This is a genomic window from Micromonospora sp. LOL_014, assembly GCF_048060245.1.
GTDB lineage: Bacteria > Actinomycetota > Actinomycetes > Mycobacteriales > Micromonosporaceae > Micromonospora_E.
This window is the reverse complement of record NZ_JBHMIP010000004.1, coordinates 195,535-216,745: the sequence shown is the minus strand read 5'-3', so window position 1 is coordinate 216,745 and position 21,211 is coordinate 195,535. Positions and strand designations below refer to the sequence as shown.

The window sequence follows — 21,211 nt, the reverse complement described above, 5'->3', positions numbered from 1 at the left end:
GGTCGCGAGGTATGGGGTGAGCATGGGTAAGCCGGTACGGCTGGCGTTGCTGGGCTGCGGCACGGTGGGCTCCGAGGTGGTGCGGCTGCTGCACGAGCAGGCCGCCGACCTCGCTGCCCGGGTCGGGGCGCCGATCGAGATCGCCGGGGTCGCGGTCCGCCGGCCCAACCGGGCCCGTGGTGACCTGCCGGTCGACCCGGCGCTGTTCACCACCGACGCGCTGGGCCTGGTCAAACGGGACGACGTCGACGTGGTGGTCGAGGTGGTCGGCGGCATCGAACCGGCCCGGACCTGGCTGGTGGAGGCGCTGCGCAGCGGCAAGAGCGCGGTCACCGCCAACAAGGCGCTGCTCGCCGAGGACGGCGGCACCCTGCACGACGCCGCCGCCGAGGGCGGTGCCGACCTGTTCTACGAGGCGTCGGTGGCCGGCGCCATCCCACTGCTGCGCCCGCTGCGTGATTCGCTGCACGGCGACTCGATCACCCGGGTCACCGGCATCGTCAACGGCACCACCAACTTCATCCTCTCCGCGATGGACGCCACCGGGGCCGGGTTCACCGAGGCGTTGGAGGAGGCGACCGCCCTCGGGTACGCCGAGGCCGACCCGACCGCCGACGTGGAGGGGTTCGACGCCGCCGCCAAGGCAGCCATCCTGGCCTCGCTGGCCTTCCACACCCGGGTCGGCGCCGACGACGTGCACCGCGAGGGGATCACCGAGGTCAGCGCCGCCGACATGGCCAGCGCCAAGGCGATGGGCTGCACCATCAAGTTGCTCTGCATCGCCGAGCGGGGCCCGGGTGCCGACGGCGCCGAGTCGGTCAGCGTCCGGGTCCACCCGGCGATGATCCCGCGCAGCCATCCGCTGGCCAGCGTCGGCGACGCGTTCAACGCGGTCTTCGTCGAGGCGGTCGCGGCCGGGCAGTTGATGTTCTACGGCCGGGGCGCCGGTGGGGCGCCGACCGCCAGCGCGGTGCTCGGCGACATCGTCGCGGTGGCCCGCAACCGGCTCGCCGGGGTGCACACGGCCAGCGAGTCCGCCTACGCCGACCTGCCGATCCGGCCGATGGGGGAGGCGGTCACCCGCTACCACATCAGCCTCGACGTGGCCGACCGGGCCGGGGTGCTGGCCGCCGTCGCCGGGGTGTTCGCCCGGCACGACGTGTCGATTGCCACCGTGCGCCAGTCCGGCCGGGACGCCGACGCCAGCCTGGTGATCGTCACCCACCGGGCGCCGGACGCCGCCCTCGCGGCCACCGTCGAGGAGCTGCGCGGCCTGGACGTCGTCCGTTCCATCGCCAGCGTGCTGCGGGTCGAGGGCGGCCAGTAGCCGCCGGTACGCTGTGCCGGCGCGAACCGAGGAGGTTGTCATGTGGCGGGGTCTGATCGAGGCGTACCGGGACCGGTTGCCGGTCACCGACGCCACGCCGGTGATCACCCTCTACGAGGGCAACACGCCGCTGCTGCCCGCGCCGGTGCTCTCCGCCCGGGTCGGCGCCGACGTCTACCTCAAGGTCGAGGGGGCCAACCCGACCGGGTCGTTCAAGGACCGGGGCATGACGATGGCGGTCTCCAAGGCGGTCGAGGAGGGCAACAAGGCGATCATCTGCGCCTCGACCGGCAACACCAGCGCGTCGGCCGCCGCATACGCCGCCCGCGCCGGCCTGACCTGCGCGGTGCTCGTGCCGCAGGGCAAGATCGCGCTCGGTAAGCTCGCCCAGGCACTGGTGCACGGTGCCCGCCTGCTACAGGTCGACGGCAACTTCGACGACTGCCTGTCGATGGCGGCCAAGCTGGCTCAGGACTACCCGGTGGCGCTGGTCAACTCGGTGAACATCTTCCGGCTGCACGGGCAGAAGACCGCCGCGTTCGAGATCGTCGCCGGGCTCGGCGACGCCCCGGACATCCACTGCCTTCCGGTCGGCAACGCCGGCAACATCAGCGCCTACTGGATGGGCTACCTGGAGGACGTCGAGGCCGGCAACGCCACCCGCGCCCCGAAGATGTACGGCTTCCAGGCGTCGGGTGCCGCCCCGATCGTCTCCGGCGAGGTGGTCCGCCAGCCGTCGACGATCGCCACCGCGATCCGGATCGGCAACCCGGCGAGCTGGACCAAGGCGCTCGACGCCCGGGACGCCTCGGGGGGTCTGATCGACGCGGTCACCGACCGGGACATCCTGGCGGCGTACCGGCTGCTGGCCCGGGAGGTCGGGGTCTTCGTCGAGCTGGCCAGCGCGGCCAGTGTCGCCGGGCTGCTGCAGGCCGCCGCCGCCGGCAAGGTACCGGCCGGTGCCACCGTGGTCTGCACGGTCACCGGGCACGGTCTGAAGGACCCGGAGTGGGCGATCTCCACCGCTCCGGCGCCGACCACCATCGGCAATGATCCGCTACTCGCGGCCCGTGCTCTCGACCTGGCCTGAGGACGTCGCCGGTCGGGTGTGACGCGGCTCGACCTGGGCCGTGTCGGTTTCGGCCAGGTCGGCTTCCGCGGCGTCGACCAGCAGCCGGGTCGCGACGGCTACGGTACGCAGCTCGTCGGTGTCCAGCCGGGCCAACAGCCGGGCCTGGCGGTCGGTGCCGGCGGTGACGATCCGGTCCATCAGCTGCCGCCCGTCGTCGGTCAGCTCGATCCGGCGGACCCGCCGGTCCCGGGGGTCCTCCCGGCGGCCGACCAGCCGGTGGGCCGCGAGCCGGTCGACGATGCCGGTGACGGTGGCCATCCGTACCCCGAGCACCTGGCTAAGCTCCTGCCCCGAGGCGCTGCCGTGCAGGTAGAGCAGGAGCAGTATCTTCAGCTGCGGCACGGTGAGGTGTGAGTCGAACAGCGGGTCGGAACGGTCGGAGGCGAACAGGAGCTGCAGCCGGCGATGGGTCGCCATGATCTGGTCGATCAGTTCGTCCCGCTGGGCCACCTGCGCTCCCTCTGGTCCGGCACGGTGGCGGGCCGGCTGCCCGCCGTGCGCAGACGTTATCCCAACAACTTTGTGTGACGCTAACTGTTAGCCTTGGTCGAATTAATTCCCGTCGTCCCGCCGCCGGACTCTTTTCAGGAGTGAGCCCGCACATGTCGTTGCTCGCCAGACTCAGCCTCGCCAACCGAGGGCTCGTGGCGCTCGTCGCGGTCGTGATCACGATCTTCGGCGCCGTCACCATCCCGACGCTCAAACAGCAGCTTTTGCCTTCGTTGGAGTTCCCGGCCGCGTTCATCAGCGCGGTCTACCCCGGCGCGGCACCGGAAATCGTCGAATCGCAGGTGACCGAGCCCGTCGAGAACGCCATCTCGGGCGTCGCCGACCTCGAGAGCGTCACCTCCACCTCCAGCGAGAGCTTCGCCACCGTGCAGGTCGAGTTCGCCTTCGGCACCGACCTGACCAGCGCCGTGAACGAGCTGGAGACCTCGATCAACCGGATCCAACTGCCCGACGGTGTGGAACCGGCCGTCTTCGCCGGCAGCACCGACGACCTGCCGGCTGTGGTGCTCGCCGCCACCGGCGCCGGCGGACCGGGGCTCGCCGGACGTCTCGACGAGGTCGTGCTGCCCCAGCTGGAAGCCATCGAGGGGGTACGCGCCGTCGACGTCACCGGCGCCGGTGAACAGATCGTCTCGATCACCCCCGACTACGCCGCGCTGGCCGACGCCGGTCTCGACCCGAGCGCTATCGGCAACGCCCTGCGGGTCAACGGCGTCACCATCCCGGCCGGCTCCCTCACCGACGGCGACGAGAGCCTGACCGTCCAGGTCGGCACCAGGATCGATGCACTGAGCGATCTCGCCGGGATCTACCTCACCGCATCCGGCCGGCCGCCGGTACGGCTCGACGACGTCGCCGAGATCAGCGAGCAGACCGCCCCCGCCACCTCGATCACCAGGACCAACGGCGCGGACAGCCTCGGGATCGCGGTGACCGCCGGCCCCGACGGCGACGCGGTCGGCATCTCGCACGAGATCCGGGACCGGCTCGACGAGCTGGGCGCGGCCGCCGACACCGAGTTGATCGTGGTGTTCGACCAGGCACCGTTCGTGGAACGCTCGATCGAGGCGCTCACCACCGAAGGCCTGCTCGGCCTGGTGATGGCGGTCCTGGTCATCCTGGTCTTCCTGCTGTCGATTCGGTCCACCGTGGTCACCGCGGTCTCCATCCCGCTGTCGGTGCTGATCGCGTTGATCGCCCTGTGGGTCGGCGACTACTCGCTCAACCTGCTCACCCTCGGCGCGCTGACCATCTCGGTCGGCCGGGTGGTGGACGACTCGATCGTGGTGCTGGAGAACATCAAACGACATCTGGAGTACGGCGAGGACCGGCGCACCGCGATCCTGACCGGGGTCCGGGAGGTGGCCGGCGCGGTCACCTCGTCGACCCTGGCGACCGTCGCCGTCTTCGCCCCGATCGCGATCGTCGGCGGTTTCGTCGGCCAACTGTTCGCGCCGTTCGCCATCACGGTGACCGTCGCGTTGCTCGCTTCCCTGCTGGTCTCGCTCACCATCATCCCGGTGCTCGCCTACTGGTTCCTCAAGCCGGCCGCCGCCGGCACCGACGTGGAGCGGGTCCGGCAGGAGGCCGAAGCCAAGGAGCTGCGCAACCCGTTGCAGCGCGGCTACCTGCCGGTGATCCGGTTCGCCACCACCCGGCGGTGGGCCACCGTCGGCATCGGGCTGGCGGTGCTGCTCGGCACGTTCGCGCTGAGCACCCGGCTGGAGACCAACTTCATCGACGACGCCGGCCAGGACACCCTGAGCATGCGGCAGGAGTTGCCGGCGGGCACCAGCCTGGCCGCCGTCGACCGGGCCGCCATCTCGGTGGAGCGGGTCCTCGCGCGGACCGACGGAATCGAGTCCTACCAGGTGTCGATCGGCGCGAGCAGCAACCCGTTCGCCGGTGGCGGCGGCAACACCACAGCGAGCTATTCGATCAGCCTGACCGAGGACGCCGACAACATCGCCGTGCAGCAGCAGCTGCGGGACGAGTTCGCTGGCCGCGACGGCCTGGGCGAGATCACGGTCGGGGCGGCCGACGGCGGGCCCGGTGGCGGGAGCGCCAACCAGCTGCAGGTCATCGTGCAGGCCAACGACCCGGACGATTTGGCCACCGCCGCGGAGCGGGTCCGGACCGCGATGTCGCAGACCCCGGACGTCGCCGACGTCACCAGCACCCTGTCCGAGGACGTGACCCGGCTGCAGGTGCAGATCGACCGCGCGGCGGCAGCTCAGGCCGGGCTCAACGAGGCCGCGCTCGGGCAACTCGTCGCCCAGGCCTTCCGCGGCAGCCCGCTGGGAGAGGTCACCATCGACGGCGACCGGATGGACGTTGTGCTCAGCCCGAGCGCCCGGGTGACCTCGGCCGAGGAACTGGCGGCGTTGCCGGTCGGGCCGGCGACCCTCGCCGACTTCGCCGACATCGCCGAAGTCGACGGGCCGGTGCAGATCGACCGGGTGGACGGCGAGCGCAGTGCCACCGTCACCGGCACCGCGACCGGCTCGAACGTCGGGCAGACCAGCGCCGACCTGTCGCAGCGACTGGAGGGCCTGAGCCTGCCGGCCGGTGCGACCTACACCATAGGCGGGGTCAGCGCCGATCAGGCGGAGGCGTTCGCCGACCTCGGGTTGGCCCTGCTCGCCGCGATCGCGATCGTCTTCGTGATCATGGTGGCGACGTTCCGCAGCCTGATCCAGCCGCTGATCCTGCTGGTGTCGGTGCCGTTCGCGGCGACCGGCGCGATCGGTCTGCTGGTCGTCACCGGCACGCCGATGGGTGTGCCGGCGCTGATCGGCGCGTTGATGCTGGTCGGCATCGTGGTGACCAACGCGATCGTGCTGATGGATCTGATCAACCAGTACCGCGAGCAGGGGATGAGCGTCTCCCAGGCGGTGGTCGAGGGCGGCCGGCGTCGGCTGCGGCCGATTCTGATGACCGCGATCGCCACCATCTGCGCGTTGACGCCGATGGCGCTCGGCCTGACCGGGGTGGCCGGCTTCATCGGCCAGCCGTTGGCGATCGTGGTGATCGGCGGCCTGTTCAGCTCGACGCTGCTCACCCTGGTCCTGGTGCCGACGCTCTACACCATGGTTGAGGGCGCCAAGGAGCGGCTGCGGCAGCGCCGGGCCACCCGCCGGTCGGCCGGCCCGGCGGGCGACGCGGGCGACGATGCCACGGCACTGGATCGGTCGTCGGGCACCGGCGCCGGCACCGATGCCGTACGAGGCACCGGCGACGACACCGATGCCGTACGAGGCACCGGCGACGCAGCGAATGGCCGCAACGGCTCCGACACCGCCGACACCGCCGGCCCCGCCAGCCGTACGTCGCCGGTCGCCGCGCCGCCGGCCCGCCCGTCGGCGGCCCTGGTCGACGGCACCGACCAGTTCGAGGTGCTGAAACTGCCGAAGAGCCGCACCTCGCCGCTGCCGCCGACGGATTCGCCGACGGAGAAGTGACCGTGCGGGTCCCCGGGGTGCCGGCCCCGGGGACCCGCGGCGACCCGTCGCGCAGATCACACTTCGTCCACTGTCCGGTTTCCGGTCGGTAAGGTGTCGGTACGTGTCCTCACCGTTAGCGGTCCTTACCGGAAACCGGGATTTCCGCCGGCTGCTCCTCGCCGAGCTGGTCGTCTTCGGGGCGGACTGGTTCGTCATGGTGCCGCTGGTGGTGCTGCTGCCGGAGCTGACCGGCAGCGGCGTCTGGGGCGCTCTGGTGCTCGCCGTGGACACCGGCATCCACGCCCTGATGTTGCCGTTCACCGGTACGCTCGCCGACCGCTTCGACCGCCGTCGGATCCTGATCGCCGCGAACCTGGCCGCCGTCGTCGCGGTGCTGTTGCTGCTGGCCGTGCGCACCCCGGGTACCGCCTGGTTGGCGTTGTTCGCCATCGCGTCGCTCGCGGTGGCGAAGTCCTGCTACTCGCCGGCCGCCCAGGCCGCGCTACCAAACGTGGTCTCGGCGGCGGAGCTGCCCGCCGCCAACGTCTTCGCCGGTTCCGCGTGGGGCACCATGGCGATCGTCGGCGCGTCGCTGGGCGGGCTGATCAGCGCGGCGCTCAACCCGTACGCGTGCTTCTGGATCGCCGCCGCGGCGCTGCTGCTGGCGGCGGTGGTCACCATGTCGATCCGCCGGCCGATGCAGGCTCCGCGCGACGCCACGCTGCCGGCACCCCGGACGCTGACCGCGATCCGGGAGGCGCTGGCCTACATCGGTGGCCGTCCGCAGGTGCTCGCCCTGGTGACCGCGAAGAGCGCGGTCGGCCTCGGCAACGGCGTACTCACGTTGTTTCCGCTGTTGGCCGGGGTGTACGGGGTCGGCGCGATCGGCACCGGCCTGCTGTTCGCCGTGCGGGGTGCTGGCGCGGTCATCGGGCCGCTGCTGACCCGCCCGGTGCTGAACCGGCGGTCCTGGCTGCTCACCGGGTTGGCCGCGTCGATGTCGGTGTACGGGCTGTCCTACGCCAGTATCTCGCTGGTCACCTGGTTCCCGCTGGTGCTCACCCTGGTCTTCCTTGCGCACCTGGGCGGCGGCAGCAACTGGGTGCTGTCCAACTACGCCCTGCAGGCGGTGGTGCCGGACCGGCTGCGCGGCCGGGTCTTCGCCACCGATCTGATGCTCGCCACCCTGTCGATCTCGGTGAGTCAGTTGATTGTGGCCAGTGTGATCGACACTCTGGACACCCGGATCATCCTGGCGACGTGTGGTCTGGTGACCGTCACCTATGCGATCGGCTGGCGGCTGGCGACCCGGCGGCTGGGCTCGGTGGTTGCGGCCAATCGCTAGCATCGTGATATCACTTTGATAGCGAGCTGGTGGTGGAGGGAACGAGCATGGAACGAGCCGTGTTCCGGAGGTCGGGATTCGTGGTGATCGGCGGCCTGGTGGTGCCAGGTCTGCTCGGCCTGGCGGTGGTGGCGCCCGGCATCAATTCGGTGGCCGACGTGGATGTCTGGATGGCCGTCGCCGCCGTGGTCTACGCCGGGGTCATCGCGCTGGCCGCCACCGGGTTCACCGTGGTCAACCCCAACGAGGCGCAGGTGGTGCAGTTCTTCGGTCGCTACCTCGGCTCGATCCGGGTCGCCGGCCTGCACTGGACCTGGCCGTTGACCGTCCGGCGCAAGGTCACCCTGCGGGTGCGCAACTTCGAGACCGACCGGCTCAAGGTCGCCGACGCCGACGGCAACCCGGTCGAGATCGCCGCCGTCGTGGTGTGGCGGGTGGTCGACTCGGCGAGCGCCGTCTTCGCCGTCGACGACCACGTCGAGTACGTGGCCGTCCAGGCCGAGGCCGCCGTCCGGCACCTGGCCACCAGCTACCCGTACGAGGCGCACGACGCTGGGCGGGCCAGCCTGCGGGACAGTACGGTGGTCGCCGACGAGCTGACCGAGGAGTTGCGGGAGCGGGTCGAGCTGGCCGGCGTGGAGGTGCTGGAGTCCCGGGTCACCCACCTCGCGTACGCCCCCGAGATCGCCCACGCGATGCTCGCCCGGCAGCAGGCCGCCGCCGTCGTCGCGGCCCGGTTCCGGATCGTCGAGGGCGCCGTCGGCATGGTCTCCAACGCGTTGGAACGGTTGGCCGACGAGCACGTGGTCGACCTCGACGAGGAACGCAAGGCCCAGATGGTCGCCAACCTGCTGGTGGTGCTCTGCGGCGACCGGGCGGTGCAGCCGGTGGTGAACACCGGGTCTCTCTACAGCTGAGGCGGTCCACGGCTGATGGCCGAACGCAAGAAGCTGCTGTTGCGGCTCGATCCGGCGGTCCACGAGGCGATTGCCAAGTGGGCCGCCGACGACCTGCGCAGCGTCAACGCCCAGATCGAGTACGCGCTGCGGTTCGCGCTGCGCGCCGCCGGCCGGACACCCGGATCGGGCCGGACATCCGGATCCGATCGGGCAACTGGATCGGGCCCGTCGGCCGACGGCCCGGACCGGCCGTCGGCGCCCTGACACCGGGCAACCGACCAGGACCTAGCATGGGGCGATGGGTATCAGCTTCGTTCCCGGGCCGGTGACCGTGCGGGTCCCGGCCACCAGCGCCAACCTCGGCCCCGGGTTCGACGCGCTCGGGTTGGCGCTCGGTCACCACGACGAGGTGACCGCCCGGGTGGTGCCCGCCGGCTGCCGGGTCGAGATCTCCGGCGAAGGATCTGGCGAGTTGCCGCTCGACGGCGGCCATCTCGTCGTCCGCGCCATGCACGCCACCTTCGACGAGCTCGGCGGCCGGCCGGCTGGCCTGGCGTTGAGCTGCGTGAACCGGATCCCCCAGGCACGCGGCCTGGGTTCGTCGTCGGCGGCGATCGTGGCCGGCGTACAGCTGGCCCGAGGGCTCGTCGTCGGCGGGACGCAGCTGCTGGACACCGCCGCCGCGCTGCGGATCGCCGCCCGGTTGGAGGGCCACCCGGACAACGTGGCACCCTGCCTGCTCGGCGGGTTCACCATCGCCTGGACCGAGGCGTCCGGGTCGCGGGCGGTGTCGGTGCCAGCGCATCCGGCGGTGTCGCCGACTGTCTACGTACCCAGTAACCGGGGTCTGACCGAGGCGGCGCGGGCGGCGCTGCCCGCTCAAGTCCCGCACGCGGACGCCGCGTTCACCGCCGGCCGGGCCGCCCTGCTGAGCCATGCGATCACTGCCGACCCGACGCTGTTGCTGGCCGCGACCGAGGACCGGTTGCACCAGGCCTACCGGGGTCCATCGATGCCGGCCAGTGCGGAACTGGTCCGCCGCCTGCGGGCGACCGGTGTGGCCGCGGTGATCAGTGGGGCGGGTCCGAGCGTCCTGGCGTTGACCGAAGTCCCGGCCGACTTCTGTCCGGGAATGGACTGGCAGACTCACTTGTTTGCGGTAGACGTTGCCGGAGCCCGGATCGAAGGCGCTATAGTAGGACACGCCGAGCGGGACCCTGTTGCTGCAGGTCGGAAGAGTTGACTACGCTCTAGGCCAAGCACAGCCGCGAAGCACGCGATCTCCTGCGGGGCGGCGCACCCCCGAAGCTATCGGCGGTAAGCCCGTCTCACCCCTGCCTAGGTCACCGCCGAACCGCAGTCTTCACGGATCGCTGCAGATGTCGAGAGCTGCCCACCGAGGCTGGTGAAGCGGGCTCGGCAGAGCTGCGCGAAGACTCCCGCGACGTGTCATGCGAGGCGGGTGCACCGAGGCCGCCCGGCTACCTAGCGTCTTGACCCGGGTTGCCCGGCCTATCGAGGGAAGGAATCCATTGAGCGACACCACCGACGTGACGTCGGATGTCTCCAACGTCGCTGACGACACCACCGCTGCTCCTGCCCGCCGTCGGCGGTCCGGCACCGGGCTGTCCGCGATGCTGCTGCCGGAGTTGCAGAGCCTCGCCGCGTCGCTCGGCATCTCCGGCACCGCCCGGATGCGCAAGAGTGAGCTGATCACCGCGATCACCGAGCGCCAGGCCGGCGGGGGCGCCCCACGGCCGCGCGCCGAGGTCGCGGCGGCGACCGCACCCCCTCGGGAGGAGGTCCGCGCCGAGGTCCGTCCTGAGGCCGAGCGGCGTGACAGCGGCGACGGTGAGCAACTCGCCATCGTTGACGAGCCGGCCCGCGAGCGCAGCACCCGCCGGGGCCGTCGGTCGGCAGCCGAGTCGCGTACCGACGAGACCGCGACCACGCAGACCACGCAGACCACGCCGACTGAGTCGGGCGAGCGGGCCGAGCGTGGCGGTGACGGTCGGGACAACCGTGGCGAGCGGGCCGAGCGTGGCGGTGACGGCCGGGGTGGTCGCGACCGCAGCGACCGGGGTGACCGGGGTGACCGTAACGACCGGGGTGACCGCAGCGAGCGGAACCAGCGGGACAACAACAACGACGACGACGACAACGAAGGCGGCGGTCGGCGCAGCCGACGCAGCCGGTTCCGCGACCGTCGGCGGCGGGGGGACCGCGGTGACGGCGACGGTGGTGGCGGCCGGGAGCCGCAGGTGACCGAGGACGACGTACTCGTCCCGGTGGCCGGCATCCTCGACGTGCTGGACAACTACGCGTTCGTGCGTACCACCGGCTACCTCTCCGGGCCCAACGACGTCTACGTCTCCATGTCGCAGGTCAAGAAGCACGGTCTGCGGCGCGGTGACGCGGTCACCGGCGCGGTGCGCGCCACCCGCGAGGGTGAGCAGCGTCGCGACAAGTACAATCCGCTGGTCCGGCTGGACACCATCAACGGCATGGAGCCGGAGGAGGCCCGGCGGCGTCCCGAGTTCTACAAACTCACGCCGCTGTACCCGCAGGACCGGTTGCGGTTGGAGACCGAGCCGCACATCCTCACCACCCGGGTCATCGACCTGGTGATGCCGATCGGCAAGGGGCAGCGGGCGCTGATCGTCTCCCCGCCCAAGGCGGGCAAGACGATGGTGCTGCAGGCGATTGCCAACGCCATCACGCACAACAACCCCGAGTGCCACCTGATGGTGGTGCTGGTCGACGAACGCCCGGAAGAGGTCACCGACATGCAGCGGTCGGTGAAGGGTGAGGTCGTCGCGGCCACGTTCGACCGGCCGCCGCAGGACCACACCACGGTCGCCGAGCTGGCCATCGAACGCGCCAAGCGGCTGGTGGAGCTGGGCCACGACGTCGTCGTGCTGCTCGACTCGGTGACCCGGCTGGGCCGCTCGTACAACCTGGCCGCGCCGGCCAGCGGGCGGATCATGTCCGGTGGTATCGACTCGACGGCGCTGTACCCGCCGAAGCGGTTCCTCGGCGCGGCCCGCAACATCGAGAACGGCGGTTCGTTGACCATCCTCGCCACCGCACTGGTGGAGACCGGATCCATGATGGACACGGTGATCTTCGAGGAGTTCAAGGGGACCGGCAACGCCGAGCTCAAGCTGGACCGCAAGATCGCCGACAAGCGGGTGTTCCCGTCGATCGACATCCACCCGTCCGGCACCCGTAAGGAGGAGATCCTGCTCGCGCCGGAGGAGCTGGCGATCACCCACAAGCTGCGCAAGGTGCTCCACTCGCTGGACTCCCAGGCGGCGCTGGACCTGCTGCTGGACCGGCTCAAGCAGAGTCGGACCAACATCGAGTTCCTGATGCAGATCGCGAAGTCGACGCCGGGGGAGTGACCCTGGCACCGGTCGCCCCGCGCGGTCGGGAATCCGGCAGGTCCGTCGGGCGTTGCGTCCGGCGGTGTTCGTGACGGTCGCGGTGGGCGGTTCGCTCCGCCCACCGTGACCCGCCGCCACGGCCCGTGGCAGACTGACAACAGGCCAGGTTCCGGTTCACGCCAGAGTCGGCCCGCGCAACGGCGCGGCCGATGTCGACGGCGACCCGGCGACCGACGAAGAGAGGACCATCCGTGAAGAAGGACATTCACCCGGAGTACGTGACCACCGAGGTCACTTGCTCCTGCGGCGCATCGTTCACCACCCGCAGCACCGCACCCGGCGGCAAGATCCACGCTGAGACCTGCAGCGCCTGCCACCCGTTCTACACCGGCAAGCAGCGCGTCCTCGACACCGCCGGCCGGGTCGCCAAGTTCCAGCAGAAGTACGCCAAGGCGAAGGCCAACAAGGCCAAGTAGCTGTGCACGCGGCGCCCGCTTCCGACCGAGGTCGGGGGCGGGCGCCGCGGTGTCTGGACGGTCCTGGTCTGTTCAACCCGGATGAAGGAGTACTTGTATGAGCAGCGAGCGCCTGGCCGGGCTCCTCGACGAGTACGCCGAGCTGGAGAAGCAGCTGTCTGATCCGGCGATCCACGCGGACCAGACCACCGCCCGCCGGGTCGGTCGCCGGTTCGCCGAGCTGGCCCCGCTGCACAAGGCCGCCGGCGAGCTCGCCCAGGCCCGGGCCGACCTGGCCGCCGCCCGGGAGCTGGCCGGCGAGGACCCGGCGTTCACCGTCGAGGCGGAGGCAATCGCCGCCAGCCTGCCCGACCTGGAGGCCCGCCTCGCCGAACTGCTGATCCCCCGGGACCCCCACGACGCCAAGGACGTCATCGTCGAGATCAAGGCGGGCGAGGGCGGCGAGGAGTCGGCGCTGTTCGCCGGCGACCTGCTCCGGATGTACCTGCGGTACGCCGAACGGCGCGGCTGGCAGGTCGAGGTGCTCGACTCGCAGGATTCCGACCTCGGTGGGGTCAAGGACGTCTCGCTCGCGATCAAGTCGCGGGGGATGCCCGAGGGCGGCAACGGCGTCTGGTCCCGGCTCAAGTGGGAGGGCGGCGTGCACCGGGTGCAGCGGGTGCCGGTCACCGAATCGCAGGGCCGGATCCATACCAGCGCCGCCGGGGTGCTGGTGCTGCCGGAGGCCGAGGACGTCGAGGTCAACGTCGACCCGAACGAACTACGCGTTGACGTTTTCCGCTCCTCCGGCCCCGGCGGCCAGTCGGTCAACACCACCGACTCGGCGGTGCGGATCACCCACCTGCCGACCGGCATCGTCGTCTCCTGCCAGAACGAGAAGAGCCAGCTGCAGAACCGGGAGCAGGCGATGCGGATCCTGCGCGCCCGGTTGCTCGCCGCCGCCCAGGAACAGGCCGACGCGGCGGCCTCCGACGCCCGACGCTCCCAGGTGCGTACGGTCGACCGGTCCGAGCGGGTGCGCACCTACAACTACCCGCAGAACCGGATCACCGACCATCGGATCGGCTACACGGCGTACAACATGGACCTGGTGGTCGGCGGGGAGCTTGACGGCGTCCTTGACGCGCTCGCCGAGGCGGACCGGGCCGCCCGGCTGGCCGGTGACGCCGAACTGACCCGCCGCTGACCGACGCCACACCGGCACCGGCCTGACGGTCAGCGCACCGGATGGGGCCGTTGCCGGGCCTCGCGCATCTGCCGGGCGGCCACCTCGAAGGCCCGGCTGAGCGCTTCGCGCAACCCTGGACCGGAACCGCTGATCTCGGCGTAGCCGACGCTGATCCCGACCGGAGTGCCAGGTACCAGCGACTCCCACTCCTCACCGGCCACCGCGGCGGTGATCCGGCGGGCCACGTCGGCCGCCTCGGCCGGGCCGGCGCCCGGCAGCACCACCACGAACTCGTCGCCGCCGTACCTGGCCACGAAGTCACCCCGGCGCATCACCCGGTTGATCACCCCGGCGACCCGTTGCAGCACCAGGTCACCGGAGTGGTGGCCGTGCACGGTGTTGACCGACTTGAAACCGTCCAGGCCGCAGACCATCACCACGGCCCGATCGCCCCGGCCGGCCATGTCGGTGACGTAGAGGTCGAGGTGGCGGCGGCTGGCCAGCCCGGTCAACGGGTCGGTCAGCGCCTCCTGGGTGTACTGCGCGGCGGAGCGACGCATCTCCTCCTGGTCCAGCCGGGCGGCGATGCCGTCGACGTACATGTCGCGCAGCCGGTCGTTGCGCCGGGTAGCCAGCCGGAACGCGTACCGGTCGGCGTCATGCGCGGCGGCGTGGTCGCCGGCCCGGGTGTGCGCGACGCTGCGCAGCCGGGCCGTCTCGGCGGCACCTAGTGTCTCGGCGGAGACCACCGCCGCGGACAGTCGGGTCAACGCCTCCGCCGGCCGGTCCGCCGCGATGGTCAGGCAGACCACCCCGAGCTGGCGCAGGTCGCGGGCGCGGGCACTGTCGCCGCCGTCGATCATCAACCGGGTCGCCTCCGGGGCACCGGCGGGCAGCTGGGCCGGCTCACCGAGTGCGGCCAGCCGGGCCAGGGCGTACCCGTAGGCCACCCGGCTGCTCGGGCGCAGCAGCCTGGCCCGGTCGGCGTGCACGAACTTCGCCAGGTCGCTGCCGATGTCGCGGAGCACCCGCAGGCAGCCGTCGGTGTCTCCATGATGGTCCAACGCGACGGCGTTGCGCAGCCGGATGCCGGGCGCGGCGAAGGTCTCCTCTGGAATGCCGGTGGCGTTGGCGAGCTGCCGGGCGTGCTCGATGGCGCTCAACGCGTACCCGTGGAAACTGAGGTAGGAGTAGGCCATCGCCAGGTCGTGCCAGCCCCAGGCGGTTTCCCGGTCCACGTCGGTGGCGGCGCCGAGCGCCCGCGCACTGTGCACCAGATGGGTGACACACCGGTCGAACGCGCCCTGCTGGTGGGCGGCGAGCGCGGCCAACGCGTGCAGGTGGCCGTGCAGGTACGGCTCGCTGACGTCCCGGGCGGCCTCGAACGCCCGGTCGACGGCCACCGTGTACTCGGCGGACCGGCCGAGGTTGAGCAGCGCGGAGAGCCGCTGCACCAGCGCGTCGGCCCGAACGTACCGGTTGCTGGTGCTCCGGATCACCTGCTCGAAGGCGACACAGGCTTCGGCTGAGCGGCTGCCTTCCATCAGCGCCCGGGCCTGCATCAGCGCCTCGGCCTGGTCGGTGAGCCGGTCGAGCCAACCCACGCACAACCTCCCTGGAGCCCGCTGGAATCTGGCGGAGCACACACCCGACCCGATCCGCGACCTGTTCTGCGGACGCCCGGGTGGACGCACCATGATTATGTCGTGAACCACTTGCCAGAGAACACCTCCGGATTGCCGGATCGGACGCCGGTCCGAGCCGCAGTGGCCGCCGCGGCCGCCCGGCTGGCCGCCGCCGGTGTCGCCGCCGCCCGGGTCGACGCGGAGCTGATTGCCGCCTCGGTGCTGGACATTCCGCGTGGCCGGCTGGCATTGAGCGGCGACTTCGACCAGGCCGACATCGGCAGGTTTCACAGTCTGGTGACCCGCCGGGCGGCTGGAGAACCGGTGCAGCACCTCACTGGATCGGCACCGTTTCGTTATCTGGAGCTCGCGGTGGGGCCGGGGGTCTTCGTGCCCCGGCCGGAGACCGAACTGCTCGCCGGAGCGGGCGTTGACGCGCTGCGTGACCAGCCCGGCGGGGCGGTGGTCGTCGACCTGTGCAGCGGCAGTGGCGCGGTGGCACTGGCGGTCGCGCACGAGGCTCCGACGGCGCGGGTGGTCGCGGTTGAACGCTCGGCGGACAGCCTGCGCTGGCTGCGTCGCAACGCCCGTCGACAGGCCGCCGCCGGGGACCGGCCGATCGAGGTGCTGGCCGGCGACGTCCGGGATCCGGGCCTGCTCGGCGAGTTCGCCGGCCGGGTGGACGTGCTGCTGTGTAACCCGCCGTACGTACCGGACGGCACCCCGGTGGCGCCGGAGGTCGCCAGGCATGACCCGGCCGAGGCGGTCTTCGGCGGGCCGGACGGCCTGGCGGTCATCCGACCGGTGGTGCACCGCGCCGTGAACCTGCTGCGTCCCGGCGGGCTGTTCGGGGTCGAGCACGACGATGGTCACGCCGCCGCCGTCGTCGCGTTGGTCGTAGCCGACGGCCGTTTCGACGCCGTCACCAGCCATCACGATCTGGCCGGCCGGCCGCGCTTCGTGACCGCCCGCCGGGCGGGCTGACGGCAGCTGGAGGTGATCGGTGCGGATCAGCGGGCGGGCACGTGGCAGACTGGCACACCGTGATGCTCTATGACTGCCGGTCCGCCGCCGACCGTGACAAAGGCATCGCCGCGGCGATCGAGGCGGTCAAGAACGGCGAGCTGGTCGTGCTGCCGACCGACACCGTGTACGGCGTCGGCGCCGACGCCTTCACCTCGTACGCGGTCACCGCGTTGCTCAACGCCAAGGGGCGGGACCGGCAGATGCCGCCGCCGGTGCTGGTCGGTTCCCGGCACACCCTCGACGGGCTGGTGCTGATCCTGCCGCAGCCCGCCCGCGACCTGGCCGACGCCTTCTGGCCGGGGGCGCTCACCATGATCGTCGAGCACGCGCCCAGCCTGAACTGGGATCTGGGGGACACCGACGGCACTGTCGCGGTCCGGATGCCGCTGCATCCGGTGGCGCTGGAGGTGCTGCGGGAGACCGGCCCGATGGCGGTCTCGTCGGCGAACAAGACCGGCCGGCCGCCGGCGGTGACCGCTGCCGAGGCCCGGGACCAGCTCGGCTACTCGGTGCGCGCGTACCTGGAGGCCGGCCCGTGTCCCGACCCCGTGCCCAGCACCATCGTCGACCTCACCGGCGACGTGTCCCGGGTGGTCCGCGACGGCGCGATCCCGATCGAGAAGCTGCGTGACGTGGTCCCGGACATCATCGGTACGGAGTCCTAGTGCCGCCGTTCACCGTCCTTCATGTCTGCATGGGCAACATCTGCCGTTCGCCGATGGCCGAGCGGCTGCTGGTGCTGGCGCTCGAGCAGCGGCTGGACCGCCTCGGTCCGGCCGTCGCGCCGCCGGTCGAGGAGCTGTTGCACAGCCACAGCGCCGGCACCGGCGGTTGGCACGCCGGCGAGGAGATGAACCCACCGGCGGCCCGCCAGGTGCTAGCTCGGGGCGGGCAGGTTGACGGCTTCGCCGCTCGTAAGCTGCGGTCCGACCAGATCGACGCCGCCGATCTGGTCCTCACCGCCACCGCCGACCAGCTCGAGTACGTGCTCGCGTTGCGCCCGGATGCCGCCGAACGCACCTTCGTGCTCGGCGAGTTCGGCCGGTTGCTGCCGGCGGTGGACGCGGCCGGGCTGCCCGGTGCCCGGTCGGGTCCGGACGCGGCGGTCACCCCGGAGGCGATGCACGCCCGGGGCGCGGCACTGGTCGCCGCGGTCGCCGCGGTCCGGTCCGGCGCCGGTCCGCAGCCGGGGGACGATCTGGACGACCCGTGGGGGCGCGGCGACCACACCTTCGCCCGGGTGGCCGACGAGATCGAGGAGACGGTGGGAGCGCTCGGCGTGGCGCTGCTGCCCTGAGATCGGCGGGGCGGGCAGAGGATGCAGGCGGAGGTCGTCCGGTGATGCGCAGTCGGCTGCGGCACCTGCCGGTGCCGTCGATGGTGTCGGCGGTGCTGCTGGTGGTGCTCGCCGGGGTCGGCGGCTGGCTGGACGGAGTCCCGGGGGCGGTCGGCGCCGTCGTCGGTGTCGCGCTGGTGGCGGCCAGCTATGTGGCCTCCAGCCTGGCGCTGGCCTGGGCGGACTCGGTGCATCCGCGGATGGTGCTCAGTGTGGGCCTGCTCACCTACAGCTTGAAGTTCGCGCTGCTCGGGGTGGCGGTGTTCGCGGTGGCGGCGTCGGACTGGCCGGGGCAGCGGATGCTGGCGGTGGCGATCATCGTGGCCACAGTGGGATGGATCACGGCCCAGGTGTGGTGGACCTTCCGGGCCCGGATCCCGTACGTGGAGATCGACCCGCGTTGACCCTCCGGCAATCCCGGGTGTACGCCCGGCCGGTGGGCCGGCGGCGAGGATCACCAGTTTTCGCGAAGATTTGTCGGATTTGACCTACGCTGAGGTCGGGATCGCCGGTCATGTGGGGAGTGCATACCGACCAGGGCGGAAGAGGAGTAGCGTGTGCACCCATCTGACGTGCCACCGGGTCGCCCACACAACGAGGGTTGTGCGGGGGGTGACGCACAGCCTCCATCGTTGCCCTGATATGTTTCCGGCGTCATGGCCGGTGAACCACCTTCCGAACCCGCAGGTCCCTCGGGGGCCGACACCGGGTTTGCCGCGATCGGCTACCTGCTCGGCGGGATGGCCGTGTGGGGCGGTGCGGGGTGGCTCGTCGACCGTTGGCTGGACCTGCCCAACGTCGGGCTGCTGATCGGGCTGATCGGCGGGACGGCGGCCGGGGTCTACCTGACCGTTAAGAAGCTGGGCGCGTGAACCAGGCCCGACCAACGGAGGATGCGCGTTGATTGAGCAGCCGACCGTTCTCGCCGCGGAGTTCCCTCCCGGCGTGGATGCCTTCGACTTCCGCAGTCTGATCCCCGGGTTGGACGGCACCGCCTGGGCGGCCGCCTTCACCAAGATCACACTGCTGCTCTGGATCGCCGCCGCGCTGGTGATGATCTTCTTCCTGGTCACCTACCGCAGCCCGAAGCTGGTGCCGACCAAGGGCCAGTGGCTGGCCGAGTCGGTGTACGGCATGGTGCGCGACAACATCGCCCGGGACGTCATCGGCCGGGACGGGGTGCGGTTCGCGCCCTACCTGACGGTGCTGTTCTGCTTCATCCTGCTGAACAACCTCTGGGGCATCGTCCCGTTCGCCCAGATCTCGCCGATGTCGCACATCGCCTTCCCGATGGTGCTGGCGTTGGTCAGCTGGCTGCTCTACATCGGCCACGGCATCGCCAAGTGGGGTTTCGTCGGTTACGTCAAGCACGTCTGCTGGGTCTCCGGCGCGCCGCTGTGGGTGCAGCCGATCCTGGTGCCGATCGAGTTCGTCTCGAATCTGATCCTGCGGCCCGTCACGCTGTCGGTCCGACTTTTCGCCAACATGTTCGCTGGCCACATGATCCTGCTGGTCTTCACCCTCGGCGGCGTGGCGCTGTTCCAGGCCGACAGCCTGTTTATCAAGCCCATCGCGGTGCTGAGCTGGGGCATGGCGATCGTGATGACCTTCTTCGAGTTCGGCATCATGGTTCTCCAGGCGTACGTGTTCACCCTGCTCAGCGCGACCTATCTGCAGCACTCCCTGGCCGAGTCGCACTGATTCCGCCTCCCTCGACCGATACACGTCCACGGGTCAGCCGCGTGGACGACAACTGAAACATTCACCTAAACGTGCGCGTGACGGACACGCGTTCAACGCAGGAGGAAAACAACCATGGAGATCACCGGCAGCCTGAACGCCATCGGCTACGGCATCGCCGCCCTCGGCCCCGGTATCGGCGTCGGTCTGGTGTTCGCCGCCTACATCCAGGCGACCGCCCGCCAGCCGGAGAGCGCCGGCCTGACCCGGGTCTACATGTTCATGGGCTTCGCCGTGATCGAGGCACTCGCCCTGCTCGGTCTGGTGCTCGCGTTCGCGCTCAACTGACCCGGCCGGCATCCGGTGAGCCGACGGGCTCACCGCGTCTGACTCGGTGACCGGTTGCGTGAGCGCCGGTCCGGGCGAAGGGAAGTGTCCATGTACGAAGAAGTCACGTACATCGCCGCGGAAGAGGGCGGGAACATCCTGCTCCCGCCGCTGTCCGAGATCATCGTCGGCCTGATCGCCTTCGGTCTGCTCGTCGCCGTACTGCTGAAGTTCGTGTTCCCGCGGATGGAAGCGATGTACCAGGCGCGGGTCGAGGCGATCGAGGGCGGCATCAAGCGGGCCGAGGCCGCCCAGGCCGAGGCGAACCAGCTGCTGGAGCAGTACAAGGCCCAGCTGGCCGAGGCGCGTACCGACGCGGCCCGCATCCGTGACGACGCCCGGGCCGACGCCGAAGGGATCCGGCAGGACATCCTCGCCAAGGCGCGGGAGGAGTCCGACCGGATCATCGCGGCCGGCAAGGAGCAGCTCGCCGCCGAGCGGCAGACCATCATCCGGGAGCTGCGCGCCGAGGTCGGCACGCTCGCGGTCGACCTGGCCGGCCGGATCGTCGGGGACGCGCTCGCCGACGAGGCCCGCCGTAAGGGCACCGTCGAGCGGTTCATGGCCGACCTGGAGAACGCGGGGGCCCGCTGATGCAGTCCGCCACCAGCCGGGAGTCCTACGCAGCGGTGACCGAGCGACTGGTCGACTACGTCGCCGGTGCCGCCCCGACGGCGGTCGCGACCACGGCCGACGAGATCCTCTCGGTGGCCGACCTGCTGCGCCGTCAGCCCCGGCTGCGGCGGGCGCTGGCCGACCCGGCCCGGCCCGCCGACGACCGGACCGGGCTGCTGCGCGGCCTGTTCGGGGGGAAGATCGGCGCGGACAGCCTCGACCTGCTCGACGCGGTCGTCGCAGCCCGCTGGTCGGTGCCGTCGGAGCTGCTTGACGCCACCGAGCGACTCGGCGTCGACACGGCACTGGCCGGTGCCGAGTCGGCCGGCGAGCTGGCCGAGGTGGAGGACGAGCTGTTCCGGTTCGGCAAGATCATCGACGGCGACCCGCAGCTGGGTGCCGTGGTCGGTGACGTCGCCGTGCCGGCCGACCGGCGGGTCGAACTGGTCCGCACGCTGCTCACCGGAAAGGCGCTGCCGGCCACGGTGCGCCTCGCCGAGCAGGCGGTCCGGGGCTTCGGCGGGCGATCCGTCGGTGCCGGGCTGGGCCGGCTGGTCGAGCTGGCCGCTGCCCGGCGGGACCGTCAGGTCGCGCATGTCACGGTCGCCGCACCACTGACCCAGCCCGAGGAGCAGCGGCTGGGCGCCACGTTGGCCGAGATGTACGGTCGGGAGGTGTCCGTCAAGTTGACGGTCGACCCCGCCGTACTTGGCGGGATGAGCGTACGGATCGGTTCCGACCTGTACGACGGCACCGTTCGGCGCCGCCTCATCGACACTCGCAAGGCGCTCGCTGGGCGCTGATTCAGTCCATGCCGTTCCGGGTTCATCCGGGCCACTAGACATAGAGGAAGCAG

General features: G+C 71.2%; 21 protein-coding genes. 19 read left to right on the top strand and 2 right to left on the bottom strand.

From position 1 onward, the window contains the following. Positions 1 to 22 precede the first annotated feature (22 nt). Complete coding sequence (locus ACFHW1_RS05715; protein WP_416556979.1) at positions 23 to 1,327, top strand: homoserine dehydrogenase; 1,305 nt, start codon at positions 23 to 25, stop codon at positions 1,325 to 1,327. Positions 1,328 to 1,367: 40 nt separating this feature from the next. Beyond that, the gene (gene thrC, locus ACFHW1_RS05710) at positions 1,368 to 2,417 is read left to right on the top strand and encodes a threonine synthase (protein WP_278171212.1); all 1,050 of its coding nucleotides are present in this window, start codon (positions 1,368 to 1,370) and stop codon (positions 2,415 to 2,417) included. On the opposite strand, the gene ACFHW1_RS05705 is transcribed toward thrC, so the two are convergent. Beyond that, on the bottom strand, positions 2,385 to 2,909 hold the full coding sequence (locus ACFHW1_RS05705) for a MarR family winged helix-turn-helix transcriptional regulator (protein WP_416556970.1): 525 nt from the start codon (positions 2,907 to 2,909) through the stop codon (positions 2,385 to 2,387). The genes thrC and ACFHW1_RS05705 overlap by 33 nt on opposite strands. A gap of 152 nt (positions 2,910 to 3,061) precedes the next feature. On the opposite strand from ACFHW1_RS05705, the gene ACFHW1_RS05700 reads away from it, so the two are divergent. The 8 genes from ACFHW1_RS05700 to prfA all read left to right on the top strand — a co-directional run bounded on the left by ACFHW1_RS05700 (position 3,062) and on the right by prfA (position 13,704). Further along, the gene (locus ACFHW1_RS05700) at positions 3,062 to 6,430 is read left to right on the top strand and encodes an efflux RND transporter permease subunit (RefSeq protein ID WP_416556971.1); all 3,369 of its coding nucleotides are present in this window, start codon (positions 3,062 to 3,064) and stop codon (positions 6,428 to 6,430) included. Between the two features lie 103 nt (positions 6,431 to 6,533). Continuing rightward, the gene (locus ACFHW1_RS05695) at positions 6,534 to 7,757 is read left to right on the top strand and encodes an MFS transporter (RefSeq protein ID WP_416556972.1); all 1,224 of its coding nucleotides are present in this window, start codon (positions 6,534 to 6,536) and stop codon (positions 7,755 to 7,757) included. A 47-nt stretch (positions 7,758 to 7,804) separates the two neighbouring features. Further along, positions 7,805 to 8,674 (top strand): SPFH domain-containing protein, encoded by an 870-nt coding sequence (locus tag ACFHW1_RS05690; protein WP_416556973.1) that lies wholly within the window; start codon positions 7,805 to 7,807, stop codon positions 8,672 to 8,674. A gap of 15 nt (positions 8,675 to 8,689) precedes the next feature. Next, entirely contained in the window at positions 8,690 to 8,920 is a 231-nt protein-coding gene (locus ACFHW1_RS05685) for a hypothetical protein (RefSeq protein WP_416556974.1), read from the top strand. A 34-nt stretch (positions 8,921 to 8,954) separates the two neighbouring features. After that, positions 8,955 to 9,899 (top strand): homoserine kinase, encoded by a 945-nt coding sequence (gene thrB, locus ACFHW1_RS05680; protein ID WP_416615011.1) that lies wholly within the window; start codon positions 8,955 to 8,957, stop codon positions 9,897 to 9,899. Positions 9,900 to 10,188: 289 nt separating this feature from the next. Further along, positions 10,189 to 12,060: a transcription termination factor Rho gene (rho, locus tag ACFHW1_RS05675; RefSeq protein WP_416615009.1), complete on the top strand. Its 1,872-nt coding sequence runs from the start codon at positions 10,189 to 10,191 to the stop codon at positions 12,058 to 12,060. A 233-nt stretch (positions 12,061 to 12,293) separates the two neighbouring features. Continuing rightward, entirely contained in the window at positions 12,294 to 12,518 is a 225-nt protein-coding gene (rpmE, locus tag ACFHW1_RS05670) for a 50S ribosomal protein L31 (RefSeq protein ID WP_123603402.1), read from the top strand. A 97-nt stretch (positions 12,519 to 12,615) separates the two neighbouring features. Beyond that, positions 12,616 to 13,704, top strand: coding sequence for a peptide chain release factor 1 (gene prfA, locus ACFHW1_RS05665; protein WP_416556118.1), 1,089 nt, complete (start codon positions 12,616 to 12,618; stop codon positions 13,702 to 13,704). Positions 13,705 to 13,733: 29 nt separating this feature from the next. Here prfA and ACFHW1_RS05660 read toward each other — a convergent pair whose 3' ends face one another. Continuing rightward, on the bottom strand, positions 13,734 to 15,290 hold the full coding sequence (locus ACFHW1_RS05660) for a GGDEF domain-containing protein (RefSeq protein WP_416567795.1): 1,557 nt from the start codon (positions 15,288 to 15,290) through the stop codon (positions 13,734 to 13,736). 102 nt (positions 15,291 to 15,392) lie between these two features. Here ACFHW1_RS05660 and prmC point away from each other — a divergent pair, with 102 nt between their 5' ends. The 9 genes from prmC to ACFHW1_RS05615 all read left to right on the top strand — a co-directional run bounded on the left by prmC (position 15,393) and on the right by ACFHW1_RS05615 (position 21,158). Next, the gene (gene prmC, locus ACFHW1_RS05655; RefSeq protein WP_416615007.1) at positions 15,393 to 16,295 is read left to right on the top strand and encodes a peptide chain release factor N(5)-glutamine methyltransferase; all 903 of its coding nucleotides are present in this window, start codon (positions 15,393 to 15,395) and stop codon (positions 16,293 to 16,295) included. Positions 16,296 to 16,357: 62 nt separating this feature from the next. Beyond that, complete coding sequence (locus tag ACFHW1_RS05650; RefSeq protein WP_416615026.1) at positions 16,358 to 17,002, top strand: L-threonylcarbamoyladenylate synthase; 645 nt, start codon at positions 16,358 to 16,360, stop codon at positions 17,000 to 17,002. After that, entirely contained in the window at positions 17,002 to 17,634 is a 633-nt protein-coding gene (locus tag ACFHW1_RS05645; RefSeq protein WP_416556121.1) for a phosphotyrosine protein phosphatase, read from the top strand. Before ACFHW1_RS05650 ends, ACFHW1_RS05645 begins: the two co-directional genes overlap by 1 nt. A gap of 44 nt (positions 17,635 to 17,678) precedes the next feature. Beyond that, positions 17,679 to 18,077: a hypothetical protein gene (locus ACFHW1_RS05640; protein ID WP_282234780.1), complete on the top strand. Its 399-nt coding sequence runs from the start codon at positions 17,679 to 17,681 to the stop codon at positions 18,075 to 18,077. A gap of 252 nt (positions 18,078 to 18,329) precedes the next feature. After that, positions 18,330 to 18,545 carry a hypothetical protein gene (locus ACFHW1_RS05635; protein WP_123603396.1) on the top strand — a complete coding sequence of 72 codons (216 nt, stop codon included), beginning with the start codon at positions 18,330 to 18,332 and terminating at the stop codon, positions 18,543 to 18,545. Positions 18,546 to 18,573: 28 nt separating this feature from the next. Continuing rightward, positions 18,574 to 19,374, top strand: a complete 801-nt coding sequence (atpB, locus tag ACFHW1_RS05630) for a F0F1 ATP synthase subunit A (RefSeq protein WP_282232106.1) — start codon at positions 18,574 to 18,576, stop codon at positions 19,372 to 19,374. Between the two features lie 114 nt (positions 19,375 to 19,488). Continuing rightward, positions 19,489 to 19,701, top strand: a complete 213-nt coding sequence (gene atpE, locus ACFHW1_RS05625; protein WP_123603394.1) for an ATP synthase F0 subunit C — start codon at positions 19,489 to 19,491, stop codon at positions 19,699 to 19,701. Between the two features lie 90 nt (positions 19,702 to 19,791). Next, positions 19,792 to 20,334, top strand: coding sequence for a F0F1 ATP synthase subunit B (locus ACFHW1_RS05620; RefSeq protein ID WP_278171188.1), 543 nt, complete (start codon positions 19,792 to 19,794; stop codon positions 20,332 to 20,334). Then, positions 20,334 to 21,158, top strand: a complete 825-nt coding sequence (locus tag ACFHW1_RS05615; protein ID WP_416556122.1) for a F0F1 ATP synthase subunit delta — start codon at positions 20,334 to 20,336, stop codon at positions 21,156 to 21,158. The genes ACFHW1_RS05620 and ACFHW1_RS05615 overlap by 1 nt, the downstream gene beginning before the upstream one ends. Positions 21,159 to 21,211: the final 53 nt, after the last annotated feature.

Coding starts and splice junctions, on each gene's coding strand:
- ACFHW1_RS05715 (WP_416556979.1), top strand. CDS start 23: ATGGGTAAGCCGGTACGGCTGGCGTTGCTGGGCTGCGGCACGGTGGGC.
- thrC (WP_278171212.1), top strand. CDS start 1,368: ATGTGGCGGGGTCTGATCGAGGCGTACCGGGACCGGTTGCCGGTCACC.
- ACFHW1_RS05700 (WP_416556971.1), top strand. CDS start 3,062: ATGTCGTTGCTCGCCAGACTCAGCCTCGCCAACCGAGGGCTCGTGGCG.
- ACFHW1_RS05690 (WP_416556973.1), top strand. CDS start 7,805: ATGGAACGAGCCGTGTTCCGGAGGTCGGGATTCGTGGTGATCGGCGGC.
- ACFHW1_RS05685 (WP_416556974.1), top strand. CDS start 8,690: ATGGCCGAACGCAAGAAGCTGCTGTTGCGGCTCGATCCGGCGGTCCAC.
- thrB (WP_416615011.1), top strand. CDS start 8,955: ATGGGTATCAGCTTCGTTCCCGGGCCGGTGACCGTGCGGGTCCCGGCC.
- prfA (WP_416556118.1), top strand. CDS start 12,616: ATGAGCAGCGAGCGCCTGGCCGGGCTCCTCGACGAGTACGCCGAGCTG.
- ACFHW1_RS05650 (WP_416615026.1), top strand. CDS start 16,358: ATGCTCTATGACTGCCGGTCCGCCGCCGACCGTGACAAAGGCATCGCC.
- ACFHW1_RS05640 (WP_282234780.1), top strand. CDS start 17,679: ATGCGCAGTCGGCTGCGGCACCTGCCGGTGCCGTCGATGGTGTCGGCG.
- ACFHW1_RS05635 (WP_123603396.1), top strand. CDS start 18,330: ATGGCCGGTGAACCACCTTCCGAACCCGCAGGTCCCTCGGGGGCCGAC.
- atpE (WP_123603394.1), top strand. CDS start 19,489: ATGGAGATCACCGGCAGCCTGAACGCCATCGGCTACGGCATCGCCGCC.
- ACFHW1_RS05620 (WP_278171188.1), top strand. CDS start 19,792: ATGTACGAAGAAGTCACGTACATCGCCGCGGAAGAGGGCGGGAACATC.
- ACFHW1_RS05615 (WP_416556122.1), top strand. CDS start 20,334: ATGCAGTCCGCCACCAGCCGGGAGTCCTACGCAGCGGTGACCGAGCGA.